The sequence below is a fragment of the Hymenobacter setariae genome (assembly GCF_007713685.1).
In the GTDB taxonomy this organism is placed as follows: domain Bacteria; phylum Bacteroidota; class Bacteroidia; order Cytophagales; family Hymenobacteraceae; genus Hymenobacter; species Hymenobacter setariae.
Genome location: NZ_VMRJ01000001.1, coordinates 135,305 through 152,758, shown reverse-complemented (window position 1 = coordinate 152,758; position 17,454 = coordinate 135,305). Strand labels below are relative to the sequence as shown.

General features: G+C 54.9%; 13 protein-coding genes, 1 tRNA gene and 1 pseudogene. 4 read left to right on the top strand and 11 right to left on the bottom strand.

Annotated features, from left to right (window positions below; translation table 11 throughout):
* Positions 1-29: 29 nt before the first annotated feature.
* Complete coding sequence (locus tag FNT36_RS00605; protein WP_144842934.1) at positions 30-1,478, bottom strand: LptF/LptG family permease; 1,449 nt, start codon at positions 1,476-1,478, stop codon at positions 30-32.
* An 81-nt stretch (positions 1,479-1,559) separates the two neighbouring features.
* Positions 1,560-1,973 carry an START-like domain-containing protein gene (locus tag FNT36_RS00600; protein WP_233635572.1) on the bottom strand — a complete coding sequence of 138 codons (414 nt, stop codon included), beginning with the start codon at positions 1,971-1,973 and terminating at the stop codon, positions 1,560-1,562.
* 134 nt (positions 1,974-2,107) lie between these two features.
* Here FNT36_RS00600 and FNT36_RS00595 point away from each other — a divergent pair.
* Positions 2,108-2,181: transfer RNA gene (locus FNT36_RS00595), tRNA-Met, on the top strand.
* 180 nt (positions 2,182-2,361) lie between these two features.
* Here the strand turns inward: FNT36_RS00595 and rplT are convergent.
* The 9 genes and pseudogenes from rplT to FNT36_RS00550 all read right to left on the bottom strand — a co-directional run bounded on the left by rplT (position 2,362) and on the right by FNT36_RS00550 (position 13,796).
* Entirely contained in the window at positions 2,362-2,706 is a 345-nt protein-coding gene (gene rplT / locus FNT36_RS00590) for a 50S ribosomal protein L20 (protein ID WP_144842932.1), read from the bottom strand.
* 75 nt (positions 2,707-2,781) lie between these two features.
* Positions 2,782-2,976 carry a 50S ribosomal protein L35 gene (gene rpmI, locus FNT36_RS00585; RefSeq protein ID WP_144842930.1) on the bottom strand — a complete coding sequence of 65 codons (195 nt, stop codon included), beginning with the start codon at positions 2,974-2,976 and terminating at the stop codon, positions 2,782-2,784.
* Positions 2,977-3,156: 180 nt separating this feature from the next.
* Positions 3,157-3,714, bottom strand: a pseudogene (gene infC, locus FNT36_RS00580) (translation initiation factor IF-3); the annotation flags it as partial.
* A 185-nt stretch (positions 3,715-3,899) separates the two neighbouring features.
* Positions 3,900-5,837: a threonine--tRNA ligase gene (gene thrS / locus FNT36_RS00575; protein ID WP_144842928.1), complete on the bottom strand. Its 1,938-nt coding sequence runs from the start codon at positions 5,835-5,837 to the stop codon at positions 3,900-3,902.
* A 102-nt stretch (positions 5,838-5,939) separates the two neighbouring features.
* The gene (locus tag FNT36_RS00570) at positions 5,940-7,025 is read right to left on the bottom strand and encodes a tetratricopeptide repeat protein (protein WP_233635571.1); all 1,086 of its coding nucleotides are present in this window, start codon (positions 7,023-7,025) and stop codon (positions 5,940-5,942) included.
* Positions 7,026-7,163: 138 nt separating this feature from the next.
* Complete coding sequence (locus FNT36_RS00565; RefSeq protein WP_144842924.1) at positions 7,164-8,126, bottom strand: tetratricopeptide repeat protein; 963 nt, start codon at positions 8,124-8,126, stop codon at positions 7,164-7,166.
* 33 nt (positions 8,127-8,159) lie between these two features.
* Positions 8,160-10,943 (bottom strand): DNA gyrase/topoisomerase IV subunit A, encoded by a 2,784-nt coding sequence (locus FNT36_RS00560; RefSeq protein WP_144845578.1) that lies wholly within the window; start codon positions 10,941-10,943, stop codon positions 8,160-8,162.
* A gap of 412 nt (positions 10,944-11,355) precedes the next feature.
* A complete protein-coding gene (locus FNT36_RS00555; protein WP_144842921.1) occupies positions 11,356-11,817 on the bottom strand; it encodes a BLUF domain-containing protein in 462 nt (153 codons plus the stop codon).
* A 50-nt stretch (positions 11,818-11,867) separates the two neighbouring features.
* Positions 11,868-13,796: a DNA topoisomerase IV subunit B gene (locus FNT36_RS00550; protein ID WP_144842919.1), complete on the bottom strand. Its 1,929-nt coding sequence runs from the start codon at positions 13,794-13,796 to the stop codon at positions 11,868-11,870.
* A 192-nt stretch (positions 13,797-13,988) separates the two neighbouring features.
* On the opposite strand from FNT36_RS00550, the gene FNT36_RS00545 reads away from it, so the two are divergent.
* The 3 genes from FNT36_RS00545 to FNT36_RS00535 all read left to right on the top strand — a co-directional run bounded on the left by FNT36_RS00545 (position 13,989) and on the right by FNT36_RS00535 (position 17,450).
* The gene (locus FNT36_RS00545) at positions 13,989-15,239 is read left to right on the top strand and encodes an AI-2E family transporter (RefSeq protein ID WP_233635570.1); all 1,251 of its coding nucleotides are present in this window, start codon (positions 13,989-13,991) and stop codon (positions 15,237-15,239) included.
* A 151-nt stretch (positions 15,240-15,390) separates the two neighbouring features.
* Positions 15,391-15,852 carry a ferritin-like domain-containing protein gene (locus FNT36_RS00540; protein ID WP_144842917.1) on the top strand — a complete coding sequence of 154 codons (462 nt, stop codon included), beginning with the start codon at positions 15,391-15,393 and terminating at the stop codon, positions 15,850-15,852.
* A 116-nt stretch (positions 15,853-15,968) separates the two neighbouring features.
* A complete protein-coding gene (locus FNT36_RS00535) occupies positions 15,969-17,450 on the top strand; it encodes an exonuclease domain-containing protein (protein ID WP_144842915.1) in 1,482 nt (493 codons plus the stop codon).
* Positions 17,451-17,454: the final 4 nt, after the last annotated feature.

Sequence of the window (17,454 nt, the reverse complement as noted above, 5' to 3'; positions counted from 1 at the left end):
TACGCAATTTCTTTTGGAAATCCAACTACTTATTCTGTGGCTGGCAACGCCAATCGCCGTAGACGGGGGAAGCGTGGTAGGCGCTGCGCAAGGCGACGCCAAAAATCGGTTTCGAGCAGACCTGAGTCGTTATAAGCTTGGTATAAGAAAAACAACCCGGCGGGTAATAGCAGCGCATTCGAAATCCACATGCCTAGGCCCACTGGCATCTCAAACTCGCGGCCTCCCTTCTCCCCTAGGATGCTCAACACATAATACACGATGAAAAACAGAATAGAAATCAAAATCGGTACGCCAAGACCACCCTTTTTGATGATAGCGCCGAGCGGCGCGCCTATCAGGAAAAACATGATAACGGCCACCGATTGCGTGTATTTGCGATAAATCTCAATCCTGAATTGAGCAGAATCGCGGGCCGTTTCAAATAAGCGCTGCGAATTAGTGCTCATGAAGTTGGCAATGTTGCGGGCACGGTTAGCGGCCTGCTCAGCTTGGGCACCCGTAAGCGGGGCTAATTTGCTCAAGGGCACGTTCCAAGCGGACACCTTACGGTAAGCGGCTTGATTAATTGTATCGAAGCGCAAATAGGTATAGTAGCCACTCAACTGAAGCGGTATTTGTTTGCGCTGACGTTGCAATGCTCGCTGTGTCGAATCGGTAGCGTTAAATAACTGTGGAATATTCAGCATCATGCGATTCTGCTGAAATAGTTCCTTCTTCGTGTTATTCAGATTGAAGGATGACAACGAGAATGTTATCATATTCCGCTTGAAACCCTGCCGCACAAACGACGAAGCTGAGCGGTCGCGGGCGTCAGGCTGCTCTACGTAATTATGGCCCCGGAACAATTCTAGCCCTAGGTACTGGCCACCAAAGCGAGTGAACATGCGCCCCGAGTCGGCCAGCATGACGGTTGCATTCCCCGACTTTTGGGTGTGGTCATAAATCATGATGCCCATTAGAACATCTTTATTAGGCCCCACCTTCTTGTTTACTTTAATGGTGTAGCCTGGAATGCCGTTATAAAAAACGCCTTCCCGGATGTCCAAGGCTAACTTCTTCTGCCGTACATCCCAGAGCAAGCTGTACGCATTCAAATTAGCCTTAGGCACAATGCTGTTATTAAACCAAAACGCGATGCCACCTAGCACCAAACTTGCCAGCCACACAGGGCGCAGAATACGCGTCAGGGCGATACCTGAAGCCTTAATAGCCGTCAATTCGTGATGCTCTCCTAGGTTACCATACGTCATCAGGGAAGACAACAATACGGCCAACGGCAGCGAGATAGGCACGATGGTGACGCTGAGATAAAACAGCAGCTTTAGAATAACAGCAATACCCAAGTCTTTACCCACGATGTCATCGAGGTATTTGAGCAAAACCTGGGTTAGGAAAATAAACTCTACTACCGCGAACGTGAGCAGAAACGGCCCTGCAAAGGCTTTTAAAATAAGCTTATCGAGTTTCTTTAGCATCACTTCGTTACTAAAACTGGCTTACGAGCTAGGCTCTCCAACGACGGCGAGTAATGGATAGTGCACGACACCCATAACAGGTTAGCCGCCTACTTGCTCTCGCAACTTTCCTACCAAGCCATCCCAAAGCTCTTGCTGCTCTTGGTCGTTGCCGTGGTCGGAGTAGTCTGTTACGCGCAAGAATACTCCATCCGTTATTTTTGAGTATTCTAAGCTAAAATCCAAATAGTTAGCATCGCTTAGAGGCTGTTTCTTTTCATCTAGAAACACGTAACGCACAGAGCGACCAGGGCGCTGTAGCGCTATCTCGGCGTAGTGGTTCTGTTTGTCCCACACCATATTAAAGCGGTGGTCAGGGTCAAGACGCACATCGTCGCAAAACCACTGAGCGAGCCCCGAAGCGGAGGCGAGGTAAGGAAACAACAAGCGGGGCGATGCGTTTATCGGATATTCCATTTCAAAACGACGCTTGCTGCTGGTAACGGGCATGTCCATAGGTACTTTATAAGAGAAGGGCCCGAGCCTGCCACCTCAGAAAAGCGGCCCTGCGGGCGGGAAAACAACTTTTTTTTGAAAATAGGGTTGCCAGGTTGCGTTTTTTTACTACCTTTGCACTCCCAAACCGACCCGGCGGGGTAGCTCAGTTGGTTAGAGCACAGGATTCATAACCCTGAGGTCACGAGTTCAACTCTCGTCCCCGCTACTTATCAAAAACCGTTCTAGTTTTATACTGGGACGGTTTTTTGATTTTAGCGCTTACAAGCTACGCAGTAAAAGCTGAACTGTATTGCTTGCAAAACACAAAGCGCTTGCCTCCTAGGTGGGGGCAAGCGCTTATCAGGGTCAGTCGATTGGGTAAAGCCTTGTGGGCTCCTTCCCTACTTTACTTCACTTTCTCAACGATGCCCGCGAAAGCAGCGGGATGGTTCAGCGCCAAATCGGCGAGCACCTTACGGTTGAGGTCGATGCCAGCCTTCTTGAGGCCACCCATCAGCTGCGAATACGACAGGCCGTGCTCACGAGCACCAGCGTTGATACGCTGAATCCAGAGCGCGCGGAATTCGCGCTTCTTTACCTTGCGGTCGCGGTAGGCATAGAGCAAGCCCTTTTCTACTGCGTTCTTCGCAACGGTCCATACATTTTTGCGCCGGCCATAGTAGCCTTTGGCGAGGCGCATTACTTTCTTACGGCGGTGGCGCGAGGCCACATGGTTTACACTCCTTGGCATAACCTAAGTTGTTTTTGGCAGCCGGCGCTCAGCAATAGCTGAAGCTTATCATGCGACCGGAAGCCTGGTGAGGATTTAGATGTTCAGCATTTGATTCACCCGGTTCATGTCGGCCGAGCTAACTAGGCCGCTGTGGGTGAGGGCACGCTTACGCTTGGTGCTCTTCTTGGTCAGAATGTGCGACTTGAAAGCGTGCTTACGCTTCACTTTGCCGGTGCCAGTCAGCTTGAAACGCTTTTTGGCACCCGACTTGGTTTTTACTTTGGGCATGGGTTGTGGTTGATTATTGATTGTTTGGTACTGACGCTGAACGACTAACGTAGTCGGCAGCGGCAGCCATCAACAACCGGGGTTAAACTATTCGGTGGCGGCCGCTGGGGCTGCTTCTTTGTCCTTAGGAGTTTTGTTTTCCTTAGGCTTATCGGCCGGAGCGGCGGGCTTGGCAGCAGGCTTAGCTACAACAGCGGCCTTAGGAGCCAAGTAGAGGAACATACGCTTGCCTTCGAGCTTAGGCAGTTGCTCCACTTTGGCGAGGTCCTCGAGGGCCTGGGCAAACTTGAGCAATAGAATCTCGCCGCGCTCTTTGAAGACGATGCTACGACCCACGAAATGCACGTAGCTCTTAATCTTAGCGCCCTCTTTAAGGAATTCCTTAGCGTGCTTTACTTTAAACTCAAAATCGTGGTCGTCGGTGTTAGGACCGAAGCGAATTTCTTTAATTACGACTTTGGTTTGCTTGGCCTTTAGCTCGCGAGTTTTCTTCTTCTGCTCGTACTTAAATTTCGAGTAGTCGATAACGCGGCAGACAGGCGGAGTAGCTGTGGGCGAAATCTCCACCAAATCCAGGTTTTGCTCCTGGGCAAATTTGCGAGCCTGGTCTATCGAATAGATGCCTTGCTCGATGTTATCGCCGACGAGACGAACCTCGCGGGCGGTAATTTTCTGATTGATTTTGAACGGCTCTTCCACCTGCTGGCGGGGCACGTACCGACGATTTGGGGTAGCTATGGCGAAAGTCCTCCTGCTAAAAGTGGCCGGATATGAGATAGTTATACCGAGCGCCCAACCCATGGCGTGACGTTCGGGGGGCAAATATCGGCAATTAATCTTGCAAAAGCAAAATAATATATAAAAAGGCGTGCTGAATTACGCTTCAGCACGCCTTTTTAACCTAGGGTCAGGTAAGTACCCTCCTACCCCATTGCTTCAGCAATTTGGGTTTGCACGCTCTGTACAAAGCTGTCAATTGGCATTGACCCAATATCGCCTTGGCCGTGGCGACGCACGCTTACAAGGCCGTCCTGGGCTTCTTTCTCCCCTACTACTAGCAAGTAAGGCGTTTTGGCCAATTCAGCATCGCGAATTTTGCGGCCAATGCGTTCATCACGAGCGTCAACAGTGCCACGCAGGTCAGCGGCTTCGAGCTTGGCTTTCACTTCGTAGGCGTAGTCGGCAAACTTATCCGAGATAGGCAATACCGTAAACTGTTCGGGCGAGAGCCAGAGCGGGAAGTTGCCAGCCGTATGCTCGATGAGCACAGCCACAAAGCGCTCGAGCGAACCAAACGGCGCCCGGTGAATCATTACGGGGCGGGCGCGGGTGTTATCGGGCGTGACGTACTCCAGCTCAAAGCGCTCGGGCAAGTTGTAGTCGACCTGAATGGTACCCAGCTGCCAACGACGGCCTAGGGCATCGCGCACCATGAAGTCGAGCTTGGGGCCATAGAAGGCCGCCTCGCCTAGTTCGGTTACCGTGGGGAGCCCTTTCTCGGCCGTTGCTTCCTTAATGGCAGCTTCGGCCAGCGCCCAGTTTTCGTCGCTACCAATATACTTCGTCTTATTGTCGGGGTCGCGAAGTGAAATCTGCGCAGTGAAATCAACGAAGCCTAGGGCCTTAAATACGTAAAGTACTAGGTCAATTACCTTCTGGAATTCCTCCTTCACCTGGTCGGGGCGGCAGAAGATGTGTGCATCGTCTTGCGTAAAGCCCCGCACGCGGGTGAGGCCGTGCAGCTCGCCCGACTGCTCGTAGCGGTACACTGTGCCAAACTCGGCTAGGCGCACTGGCAGCTCGCGATACGAGCGAGGCTTAGTGCGATAGATTTCGCAGTGGTGCGGACAATTCATCGGCTTGAGGAGAAACTCCTCGCCGGGATTAGGCGTCTTGATGGGCTGGAACGAATCGGCGCCATACTTCTCGTAGTGGCCGCTCGTGACGTACAGTTCTTTGGCACCAATATGCGGCGTCACAACCGGCTGGTAGCCAGCCTTTACCTGTGCTTTACGCAAAAATTGCTCTAAGCGCTCGCGCAAGACGGTGCCCTTAGGCAGCCACAGTGGTAAGCCCGCGCCTACTTTTTCGGAGAAGGCGAAAAGCTCTAGCTCTTTACCCAGCTTGCGGTGGTCGCGGCGCTTGGCTTCTTCTAGCTTTTCTAGGTACTCGGTGAGGTCCTTTTGCTTAGGGAAAGTGATGCCGTAGAGGCGCGTGAGCTGCTTGTTTTTCTCATCGCCGCGCCAGTAGGCGCCCGCCACGTTCATGATTTTAGCCGCTTTAATGGGGCTCGTATCGGGGATGTGTGGGCCACGGCATAAGTCCGTGAAGCTACCCTGCGAATAGAAGGTAATGTTGCCATCCTCCAGGTTTTCGAGCAGCTCTAGCTTATACGGGTCCTGCTTCTCGGTGAAGTAGGCTACCGCCTCAGCCTTGGGCACCTCGCGGCGCTCAAACTTGCTTTTGTTTTTGGCCAGCTCGAGCATTTTTTTCTCGATGGCGGGGAAGTCGTCGCTGGATATAGTGCGGCCATCGCCTAGGTCCACGTCGTAGTAGAAGCCGTTCTCGATAGCTGGGCCAATGGCCAGCTTCACGCCAGGATACAGCGCTTCGAGGGCTTCGGCCATGAGGTGGGCCGAGGAGTGCCAGTAGGCGGCCTTGCCGCCGGCGTCATTCCAGGTCAGAATTTCGAGGGTCGCGTCCTCAGTGAGAGGGCGGTGTAGGTCGCGGATGTCGCCGTTTACTTTAACGGCCAAGGCATTGCGGGCTAGGCCTTCGCTGATGCTGGCGGCTAGGTCATAGCCAGTCGTGCCGGGCTCGACCTGGCGGACGGAGCCATCGGGGAGGGTGATGTGGAGCATAACTATTGCTTGCAAATGAGCGCAAAGCAGGCGCAAGTTACGCCTGTACGCCAGGAAATGAGTAGCACAGCCCTAGGTGGTAGGTGCGTCGAAAAACCTAACCTACTGCTGAGGGGGTGCTGCTACTGGGGCAACAGTGGCCCGGCGGTAGTAGTTGGTGGGCGGGCGCAGGCTATCGGGCAGCATTGCCCGCACGGCCTCGCCAGTTTTCCAGACTTTGTAGGTCCAATGCTGATTGCCTGGGTTTTCGGCCACTAGTAGTCGGAATTGGGTATAAGCTTCGGGCAATCGGTGCTGGGCTTCGAGCGCCTCGGCCAGCAAGGCGCGGGCCTGCGGCAGGCGTGCATTGCGGCGAAGCGCGCGCTTCAGGTGCGGAATGATAGCGGCGGGCCGCTGCCCGTGCGCCCCAGCTGCGAGGGCCAACCGGTAATCGGCTCGATACTGTGTGGTGTCTAAGCGTAATGCCCGGCGGTAGTAACGCAACGCGCTATCGGGCCGCCCTAGCAACTCTAGCTGCCTACCGTAGTCGTAAGCCAGCGAACCTGAGGTAGAATCGAGCCGCAACCCCTGAGCAGCATACCGGGCCGCCTCGGCAGGCAAGCGATAAGCGTTGAGCAAGAAAGCCAACTGGTGTAAGATTTCGGGCTGCCGCGGGTCGCGGGCTAAGGCTGCGTGCAGGTAATCGAGGGCCTGCGTAGTATCGGCCGTAGCAGCATAAGCTAGCCCTTTATAAAATAGAGCGGCGGGCTGGTCAGGGTCAAGGCGTAGGGTACGGTCGAGGCTCTCAAGCGCAGCGCCGTACTGGTGGGCAGCCAGGTGCGTTTCGCCTTCTAGCAATGGAAGCTCGGGCGAATTGAAGCCATTAGCCGCCGCCTGGCGGGCAGCAGCGAGGGCTTGACTTAGGCGACCTAGGGCCCGCAGAGCCCGCGCTTGGAGGAAATACAATTCGCCATCAGCGTCATCAATAGCAAGGGCCGAACTGATGTCGCTTAACGCAGCTGAGGGCTGTCCGGCTGCCAAGCGCAGGGTAGCGCGGCGCGCTAGCAACCCCGCATTATCAGGCTGCTGCCGGATAGCGCCATCTAGCTCATCGGCCTGCACACGGGGGCCACTCTGCACCGTAGCAAGATTTACTAAGGTATCGGGCCGCTCGGAAGGGGCCGCTTGGCAGGCAGCTAGAAGCGACAAAAGTAGAAATGGCCAGCTACGCATACTTAACTATACTCTCTTGATAAACAAATCTTACGCCTCTAGGTCCTAATACTTTGCTTGAACTTAGTAACGCGTAGCTTTCTACTGTTAAGCACAAAGTTCGCGCTTCCTACTTTACTCGCGAGCATCGGGCTTATTCGTTGCGGGCATGCGCTCGTACCAGCGGGCGTGGAGGCGGTCGCGACGAGAAGCGGCGCGCACCAGCGGCGGCAGCAATTGCTGGCACAGGCGGTTAACCGTCAAGTCCTCGCTGGTATAAGTAGGAAGCTTAATAGCTTCTTGCAGCACCGTGATAGCTCGCCGGCGGTGGCCCTGGTACTTATACATGCGGGCTAGGTCGTAGCAATACTGAATGCGCATAGGGTCAAGCTGCCGAGCTTTTTCCATGGCCTCCATCGCCTTTTTAGAACTGGCGCCCTGCGGATACCCACCTAGGACGACACGGGAAAACACTTTTTCGAGCACGTTGTAGTGAGCTACGCGATAATACCAGCGGCCGAGCAGCTGCCAGGCTTCGGGCATATCGGGGCGGCGCTCGGCGGCCAGAAATACGTGTGTCCGCAGCTGCTTGAAAATGCGCAGCCGGTCGCGGGCGCTAAGTAGCCCCGCCTGGCTAAAGAGCGCCAGGGCCATGGCATAGTTACTCTCGCCGGCTTCGGGCTGCAGCGCCAAGGCTCGGCCAGCGTACTGATGCGCCGCGGCAAAGTAGGCGCTCTTGCGGGTTTCGTCGGAGTAGCGGTTGCCAATGCTCACGCTCAGCACAGCCGCGTGCCACAAGCTGCCGTAGTGCTGCTGATTAAGCTTGAGCGCCGACTCGTAGGCAGCTAGCGCCTCTGAGTCCTTAAACTTGAGTTGCAGGGCCGCAGCTTTGCGCAAGTAGTCATTCAGGGCCACCGAGTCGGGCGGCTGAGCAAGCTTACTCTTAGGGCCAGCTTTTAAGGCTGGCTTGAGCTCCGGGGTAGCAGGCACCGAAGGAGGCGAAGTAGTAGTGCCTTGCGCCCACCCTACCCTAGGGTGCCCAGCCACCAGCCCCAAGGCAAGCAGCAGCAACTTTGTGGGCGGAGGCAGGTAGCTCATAGGCGAGAATACAGTACCTAACGCGGAAAGTTGCTAAAACAATCCGAGCTGGGCTTTAGGCCGCCGCAGTAGCGCCTGCGCCTGCGCCACTTCCTCCGCGGTGACTTCGACAGCATGCGTCGCCTCAGGCTCAGCTGCTGCTGGGGTGTCTTCTTCGGCTCTAGGAGCCGCCGCACCGCGCTTCTTGGCTTCGCGGCGGGCGGGCTCGGGGCCTTCATCGGTGAGCAAGGTTAGCGCATGCACCTTGTAGTAGTTAAGCTTATTGCCCAGCGCTTTCCAGCCTTTCACCTCGATAAATTGGTCGAGGCGGAGGGTCTCAGTTTGCTTTTCGGCCTTTTTATCGCGCTGTAGCTTCACTTCTATGGCTGGCTCGGCAAAGGCCGTAGCCACTAGTAGCTTCGACCCCTTAGACTCCGATATGAAGGTGAAGCGCTTTTCAAGCGTACTAGTTTCGATTTTGAAACGCTTCACGTAGTGCGTCTTGGTTTCGCCATCGAGGTACACCGCGCTGATAACCGTGTCGGGCTCTAGCTTGCGCAGCAGCACAATATTGGGCAAGTCGAAGTGCTTGGTCAGGTCGGGGGCGTATAGTTCATACGAGCCATCCTTGTACACCACCAAGATGGCGTCGTCGGTGTCGAAGGCACCTAGGTAGCGGCCGTGCGCCTCGTGCTTGAGACGAGCCACTACGCTATCGAAGAACACGTCGCGGCCACCTAGGGTACTATCACCCACTGCTTTACGGGTAATCTGCTTCACTGGCTGCTTGGTTACAATATTGCCCATCGAGCCTTTGCCCTTGATGGCTAGGTCGGCGAAGTCGAAGTCAAACTGCTTTACCCGAGCTTGCGCCTTATTGGAAAGCTGAATCGTCACGATTTCGCTTTCCGAATTGGGGTTGGCCGTGAGGTACAGCGTCTTAGTGCCCTTAGTGCCTTTGGTGAGGTCGTAAGTCTTATCGCGTGTAATACCCGTGACCAAGAAGCGCTTTGCGAAGCTGATACCGCTAGCACCGTCTACGTACACCATATTGTACACCAGCCGGTCGTCGTTCTTGTTGTACACCCCCACGTGCAAAATATCCTTGCCCACAAAGGTCTTTTCGGCAATCTTGCTCACCATAAAGGTGCCGTCGCGCCGAATGGCGATGATATCGTCGAGGTCTGAGCAGTCGGCCACGTACTTGGCCGCTTCGTCTTTTTTGAGGCCGTAGCCCACGAAGCCATCTTGGTAGTTGACGTAAAGCTTTTGGTTGGCAATGGCCACTTTTTGGGCCGTTACCACATCAAATGTGCGCAGTTGGGTGCGGCGCTCTCGGTTAGCGCCATATTTCTTCAGCAGGTTTTCGAAGTACGCAATGGCATAGCGCGTGAGGTTGGCTAGGCTATCCGCTACTTCGGCCAGCTCGATGTCGAGCTTTTGAATGTATTCTTCGGCCTTGAAGCCATCGTACTTTGAAATGCGCTTGATACGGATTTCGGTTAAGCGCGTCAGGTCATCCTCGCTCACGGGGCGGCGCAATACGATGCGCGTATCGTTAGCTTTTATCTTCTCCCCTTCTACCCGCACAAACTTTTTGAGTCCTAGGTCGATGGTTTCAAGAATCTGCTCCCAGGTCTCGCATTCCTCGATTTTACGGTAGATGCGATTTTCGATGAAAATCTTTTCTAGCGAAGCCGAGTGCCATTTTTCTTGCAGTTCCTGCTGCCGAATTTCCAGCTCGCGCTCTAGCAGGCGCACAGTTTTGCCGGTGCTTAGGCGCAGCATGTCCTCCACGCTCACGAAGCGCGGCTTGTCATCGATGATGACGCACGTATTGGGCGAAATAGAGATTTCGCAGTCCGTGAAGGCGTAAAGTGCGTCGATGGTAAGGTCGGGGCTGATGCCAGGCGGCAGCTGCACCTGAATCTCAACATCCTTGGCGGTATTGTCCACCACCTTCTTAATCTTGATTTTATTTGCCTCCGAGGCTTTCACGATGCTCTCCATGAGCGCCGTGGTGGTGGTGCCGTACGGGATATCCCGAATGAGAAGCAACGTCTTATCTACCTTCTCGATAGTGGCGCGCAGCCGGATGCGGCCACCTCGCTGCCCACTCTGGTAGTTGCTGATGTCGGCCAAGCCGCCCGTCGGAAAGTCGGGGTAAAGCTGAAACTCGCGCCCCCGCAGCACGGCCACGCTAGCCTGGCACAGCTCGCGGAAGTTGTGGGGCATAATCTTGGTGCTCAGACCCACCGCGATACCCTCTACGCCCTGTGCCAGCAGCAGCGGAAACTTGACGGGCAGCGTAATGGGCTCGCGCTTGCGGCCGTCGTAGCTCAGCTGCCATTCTGTAATGTCGGGGTTAAAGACTACCTCTAGCGCAAACTTGGAGAGGCGCGCCTCGATGTAGCGCGGCGCGGCAGCCGAGTCGCCAGTGCGTACATCGCCCCAGTTGCCCTGGGTTTCGATGAGCAGGTCCTTTTGCCCTAGGTTCACCATGGCATCGCCAATGCTGGCATCACCGTGCGGGTGGTACTGCATGGTTTGACCTATCACGTTGGCCACTTTGTTGAAGCGGCCATCGTCCATCTCGTTCATGGCGTGCAAGATGCGGCGCTGCACGGGCTTCAAACCGTCTTCTACGGCCGGCACAGCGCGCTCCAGAATCACGTAGCTAGCGTAGTCCAAAAACCAGTTTTGGTACATGCCCCGCACGTTGTTCACGTCATGGATGACCTCTCCGGGCGCAAATTTGGCTTCTGTCTCATCGGCGGTTTCTGCTTCAGCATCGGCCGCGTCGGCGGGCGAGTCAGGCTCCGCCTCTACTTCGAGCACCTCTTCATTTTCCTCGGTGGTCTCTCCAAACAGTGTGGTCTCCACTGCCTGTGTAGCATCGGCGGCTAGCTCGGCCGCCTCGGCCTCCAACGCTGGGCCAGCGGGGGCACCTAGGTCAAAATCCAGGGAATCGCCTGGCTGAAGGTAAGCGGGGTCGGAAGCGTCAGAGGCGGGAGTATCGAAAAGAGCCACGAGGAAAACGTAAAAAGTCGGCAGTCAACCGGCAAAAGTACCGAAAAATTGGCCTAAAAGCCTTACTGTAAAAATAAGGATGGCTCGGAAAGTTCCCAAAAATATTAGTTTACCCCTGCATCTTCGACACTAACCTGACTAGCAACAGACTACCCTTAGGCGAAAAAAAGCCCCCGTCCGATAGGCGAACGGGGGCAAGATATATAGTAGCGGCTAACTGCTAGTGTGTCACTTCTTCGAGGACTGGATGGCTCACCGTGTACTGCACATAGTCGAGCAGCTTATCCAGCAGCGGACTAGGTAGGTTGGGCAGCACTGGGAGCAAGAAAGTAGCATCTGCTGTGCTAAAATGGCCAGTCAGCTCTAGTAGGGCCTCGGGAGTAGCCGGCCGAAAACCCATGCGCCAATCGGCAAAGCGACGGTGATTGAGGCGGCCATCGGCGAGCAGCGTGAGGTGGTGATGGCGCGGGTCGCGCGCAATGTGCATAAAGTATAGCTCGTGCACCTCATCTACATTGCCCTCAAGCACTTGCACAAACCGCCCATCCTGTGCGTAGAGCAATAGCCCCGTTAACCCCTTCTCCTCATTGGTTTCCCGAGCTTTTCGAAGTAAGTCTGCTAACTCTTCTTCCGTAAATGGATGGGTGGCCTGGCTTTCGTAGATGAGGTGGTGTAGCAGCATAGAATAGTTTACGGGAAGCTTGGTTTTAGTGTTTTTAAGACGTGGCTGAACTAGGCTAACGCTATTTCAGCCACCGGTAGTACGTCGCTCGTTACTAAGTCTTTTTCCAACCGTAGGTTGTCGATGATAAACTCTTGACGGGCGGGCGTATTCTTGCCCATATAGTAGGCTAGCACCTGCTGAATAGAGCGGTCGGACTGCAAAATGACGGGTTCTAACTTAATGTTTTCCCCAATAAACTTGCCAAACTCGTCGGGCGAAATCTCGCCTAGGCCTTTAAAGCGCGTCACCTCGGGGTTGCGGCCCAGCTTGCGCATAGCATCCTGCTTTTCGCTTTCTGAGTAGCAGTAAATAGTTTCCTTTTTATTGCGCACCCGGAACAGTGGCGTTTCCAAGATATACACGTGGCCATTGCGCACTAGGTCGGGGAAGAACTGCAAGAAGAACGTAAGCAGCAGCAGCCGAATGTGCATGCCATCGACGTCGGCGTCGGTAGCAATCACAACGCGGTTATAGCGCAGACCTTCCAGGCCTTCCTCAATATTGAGGGCGTGCTGCAGAAGGTTGAATTCTTCGTTCTCGTACACTATTTTCTTCTTGAGGCCGAAGCAGTTGAGCGGCTTACCACGCAGACTGAATACAGCCTCTAGCTCCACGTTGCGGCTCTTAGTGATGCTGCCACTGGCCGAGTCGCCCTCCGTGATGAATAGTGTAGTGAGTGGCTCTTTCTCGGCGCCATCCTTGGCATTCTCCCCTAGGTGGAAGCGGCAGTCGCGTAGCTTGCGGTTGTGCAGGTTGGCTTTTTTGGCGCGCTGGTTGGCTAGCTTTTTCACGCCGGCCATATCCTTGCGCTCGCGCTCGCTTTGCTCGATGCGCTTTTTGAGCGCTTCGGCTACCACCGGGTTTTTGTGCAGGTAGTTGTCGAGGTGCTCCTTCACAAAATCGACAATGAAGCCGCGCACCGGGCGCACTGGTCCATCGCTGCCCTCGGGCTCCATGTTAATGCTGCCGAGTTTGGTCTTGGTCTGGCTTTCAAACACCGGCTCCTGCACCCGTATCGAGATGGACCCGATGATGCTGGCCCGCACGTCGGCCGCGTCGTATTCCTTCTTGTAGTGCTCGCGCACGGTTTTCACTACGGCTTCGCGGAAGGCAGCTAAGTGCGTGCCGCCCTGGGTGGTATACTGACCGTTGACGAACGAGTAGTATTCTTCGCCATAGTCGTTACCGTGCGTCAGGGCCATTTCGATGTCCTCCCCTTTCAGGTGGATAATGTCGTAGCGCCGCGTTTCGGGGTCGGTTTTATCGTTGAGCAGGTCGAAAAGTCCATTCTTGGCTTCGTACTTCTGGCCATTAAAATGGATGGCCAGACCCGCGTTGAGGTAGCAGTAATTACGAATCTGGCTTTCTAGGTACTCGGGCCGAAAAACATAATTTCTGAAGATGGTATCATCGGGCTGGAACGTGATGAGCGTGCCGTTGCGCTGGCTGGTTTTAATGGGCTTGGGGTCGGCGGTAAGCTGGCCCTGCGAAAACTCGGCGGCCTTTAGTTGGCCGTCGCGCACGCTTTGCACCAAGAAGTGACTACTGAGCGCGTTCACCGCCTTAGTACCTACGCCGTTAAGGCCCACCGACTTTTGGAAAACTTTGCTATCGTACTTGCCGCCAGTGTTGATTTTGCTTACCACATCCACCACTTTACCTAGTGGAATGCCACGGCCGTAGTCGCGCACCTGCACTTTGCTTTCCGAAATCTTTATTTCGATGGTGCGGCCGTAGCCCATCACGTGCTCGTCGATGCAGTTGTCTACTACCTCCTTCACTAGCACATAGATACCATCGTCGTAGCTGCTGCCATCACCTAGCTTGCCGATGTACATACCTGGCCGCAGCCGAATGTGCTCGCGCCAATCGAGTGAGCGAATACTGTCTTCGGTGTAGCCGTGGGCGGGAGCTAGTACTTGTGGTTCGTCGTTCATCAGAAAAAATCCGTATGCGGGGCAGTTCTAGGGTAAAAGTAGCGCGCAAAGCAGCGCTAACCAACCTAGGGCTGCCAGTTTAATTAGTTTGGGGCTGCCAATGTGGTTAGACTTTTAACCCAACCTGGCCAACCAAGGTTCAGTACGGGCTGGTCCCATTTGTACCTCTTAACGCCATACCCATTATTCAAAATGTTACCCCCACCCAACCAGTTTAACCAGCCCCGCAACCTGCCGGGGCAATCGTTTAACCATGCCCCCACCGAGATAAAGCAGTCGCCGGTGGTGCACTACACATTCATGCTCATCGGCTTGTCGCTGCTGGTGTTTGTGCTACACAAGCTCGACGACCTGCTGCTGCCGCTGATTTACGCCATCTTGCTGAGTCTGCTGCTAATGCCGCTGGTGACGAAGCTCGAAAAATGGCGCTGGCCCCGCATGCTAGCTATTGCCACGGCTATCCTGCTCGTAGTGCTTTTCCTTGCTGGGCTGTTCACCTTTTTTGGCTCGCAGATAATCAGTCTACGCGGCGAGCTACCGCTTATCCAAAGCAAGCTAGTGGTGCTATTCGACCAGCAGCAACAGATGCTGAGCAAGCGGTTTCACTTCCAGCCTATGAGCCACGACGAAGTCATTGACTCGTCGCTATCGGCCTTGCAAAAGCAGTCGAGCAAGTACCTAGGCTCGACCCTGAACACGACGCTGGGCGTGCTGAGTACTATCACGCTGGTGCCCATTTACATCTTCTGCTTTCTGTACTACCGCGACCACCTGCGGCAGTTCATGTTCCGCTTTGTAGAAGCCGACAAGCGCACGGTGGTGCTGCACACGGTAGACAATATCCAAAGCGTGGTACAGGGCTACATGTCAGGCCTATTCACGGTTATTGTAGTAGTGTCGGTTATGAATGCCATCGGGCTGCTGGCGCTTGGGGTGAAGTACGCTATTTTCTTCGCCGTTTTCGCCTCGGTGCTGGCCGTTATTCCTTACATCGGCATTATTGTGGGCTCCATTACGCCAGCCCTTATCACGTATGTCGAAACGGGCTCACTCACGCACGGGCTGCTGGTTATCGGCGTATTTATGCTGGTGCAGTTTATCTCCGATAATATTTTGTCGCCGCTCATTACGGCTTCTAAGGTGAGCCTCAACCCGCTCACCGCAATTATTGCCCTTATCCTAGGGGCGCAGTTGTGGGGTACGCCGGGCATGATTCTAAGCGTGCCGCTTTCGGCCGTTATCAAGGTGGTGCTTGATGCCAACAAGTCGACCGAGCCGTGGGGCTTTCTCCTAGGTGACGTTAGCGACGGCGAGGCGACCAAGAAAGACCCGAGCGACGACCGAGGCTTCTTAGCCAAATTTTGGGACCAGGTGCGTGGCAAACGCCCGCCCCTAGCGCCCGAGCCCAGCATGCCTCCAATGCCTCAGCCCCGCCGGGCCTAGGTCCGAAAAAAGCAGCTGGCTGAAATGAAGCCAAAATTTTATACCATCAAAATGCACCCTTTGCCCCGGATGTCCCCGTACAAGGGCCTGTGAGCGACGGTCAACTTCTTTCAGCCGCTCCATTTTTCATCCTACTTTACAGACTTAAGTCATGGCTAACGAAACCATCACCCGCGCTTTCACCGACATCCTCAACCTGAACCGCACTTCGGCCAAAGGCTACCAAGAAGCCGCCGAAGAAGTGAAAAGCCCCGAACTGAAATCGCAACTGAGCCAGTACTCGCAGCAGCGCGCCGGCTTCGTAGCCGACCTCGAAGGCTACGCTAAGCAGTACGGCATTGATGCCCAAGAAGAAACTACCATTGAGAGCGTAGCTACTGATGCCGCCGCCGCTGTACACCGCGGTTGGATTAACATCAAGTCGGCCTTTACTGGCGATAGCGACTCATCGGTACTTGAAGCAGCCGAAACCGGCGAGGCTTCGGCCCTGAAAGCTTACGAAACTGCTCTGTCGGCCCAAGACATTCCGGCTGGTGCCAAAACGGTCTTTCAGCAGCAGCACGATGCCATTCTGCAAGCCAAAAACTGGCTGACCCAGAACAAAAACAAGTAAGCAGCCCTGGCTGTCGCAGAAAAGCCCGCCCTACCGGCGGGCTTTTTTTGTGCCCCTAGGCAACCAACGCGGGCCCTAACTTTGTTAGCATTCTGCTCCCCGACTTATCGCTGCCCTTGTACGCTATTATCGACTTAGAGACCACCGGCGGCCAGCCTGCTAATGACCGCATTACTGAGCTGGCCATTTTTGTGCACGACGGCCAGCAGGTGGTTGACTCCTATACTACGCTGATTAATCCCGGCCGCAGTATCCCGCCCTTCATCACTCAGCTCACGGGCATCACCAATGATATGGTAGCCGATGCGCCGCGCTTCCATGAGGTGGCGCGCAAGGTGGTAGAGATGACTGAAGGATGCGTATTTGTTGCTCACAACGTGCGCTTTGACTATTCCTTTCTAAAGAAGGAATTTGCCGACCTAGGGTACAATTATTCGCGCAAAACGCTGTGTACTGTGCGCTTGAGCCGGTCGCTCATTCCGGGGCAGCCGAGCTACAGCCTAGGTAAGCTGTGCCAGAATATCGGTATCCCGCTCAACGGCCGCCACCGCGCTGCCGGCGATGCCGAAGCCACCGCCATCCTGTTTGACCGCCTTCTCAAAATAACCCAGGAGAGCGACGCAGCCGAAGCTAATGCCGCTGACACGCTAGCCCGCGTCGATGCGCTAGCCCCAGCTGGCCGCAAGCCCGAAACCACGGAAAAAAAGCCCAGCCCCCGCCGCGTGGCTGCCATGGCGCAGGCCATCAAAACAGCTTTGTTGCCGCCGCTCATCACTCCCGAAAAAGTAGCGGCACTTCCCCAGGAAACGGGCGTGTACTACTTCCACAACGAGGCGGGCGAGGTCATTTACGTGGGCAAAAGCATCAATATCTACAAGCGGATTCAGCAGCACTTCGCGGTAGATGTGAAGTCGCGCAAGAGCCTAGACTTTAAAAATTCTATCGCCAACATCACCTGGGAGCTTACCGGCTCGGAGCTAGTGGCGCTGCTCTACGAGTCGCATCTCATCAAGCAGCTAAAGCCGGCGTACAATCGGGCGCAGCGGCGCTCAGTGTTTCCAGCGGGCATTTATCTCAAGACCGACGAAAACGGCTATAAGTGTCTTTATTACGGCCGCGCCGACGCCCGCAACTCGGAAATTCCTATTATCGCGCTCGGCAACCAGTATAAGGCCCAGGGCTTTCTCTATCATAAGGTTGCGAAATACAACCTATGCCAAAAGCTGTGCGGCCTCTACAAAACGCAAGGCGCGTGCTTCGACTACCAAGTACACCGCTGCCAAGGTGCTTGTGTGGGCCAAGAATCGCCCGAAACCTATAACCAGCGCGTGGACGAGGCCATCGATAGCATCACCTACGAGCATGAGTCGTTTGTAGTAATCGGCAGCGGGCGGCGAGCCGACGAAAAGTCGCTGGTGGTTGTCGAAAACGGGCGCTACGTTGGGTTTGGCTACGTCGATGAGACGTTTACGGCGCGCAAACTGGCTGATTTTCGCCAAGCTGTGCAGCCGTATGCCGATAACAAGGACATACAGCAGATTATTCGCCAGCACCTGCGCACCAGGCGCAAGGGCGAGCAAGTCAAGATTTTTGCCTGAAGCC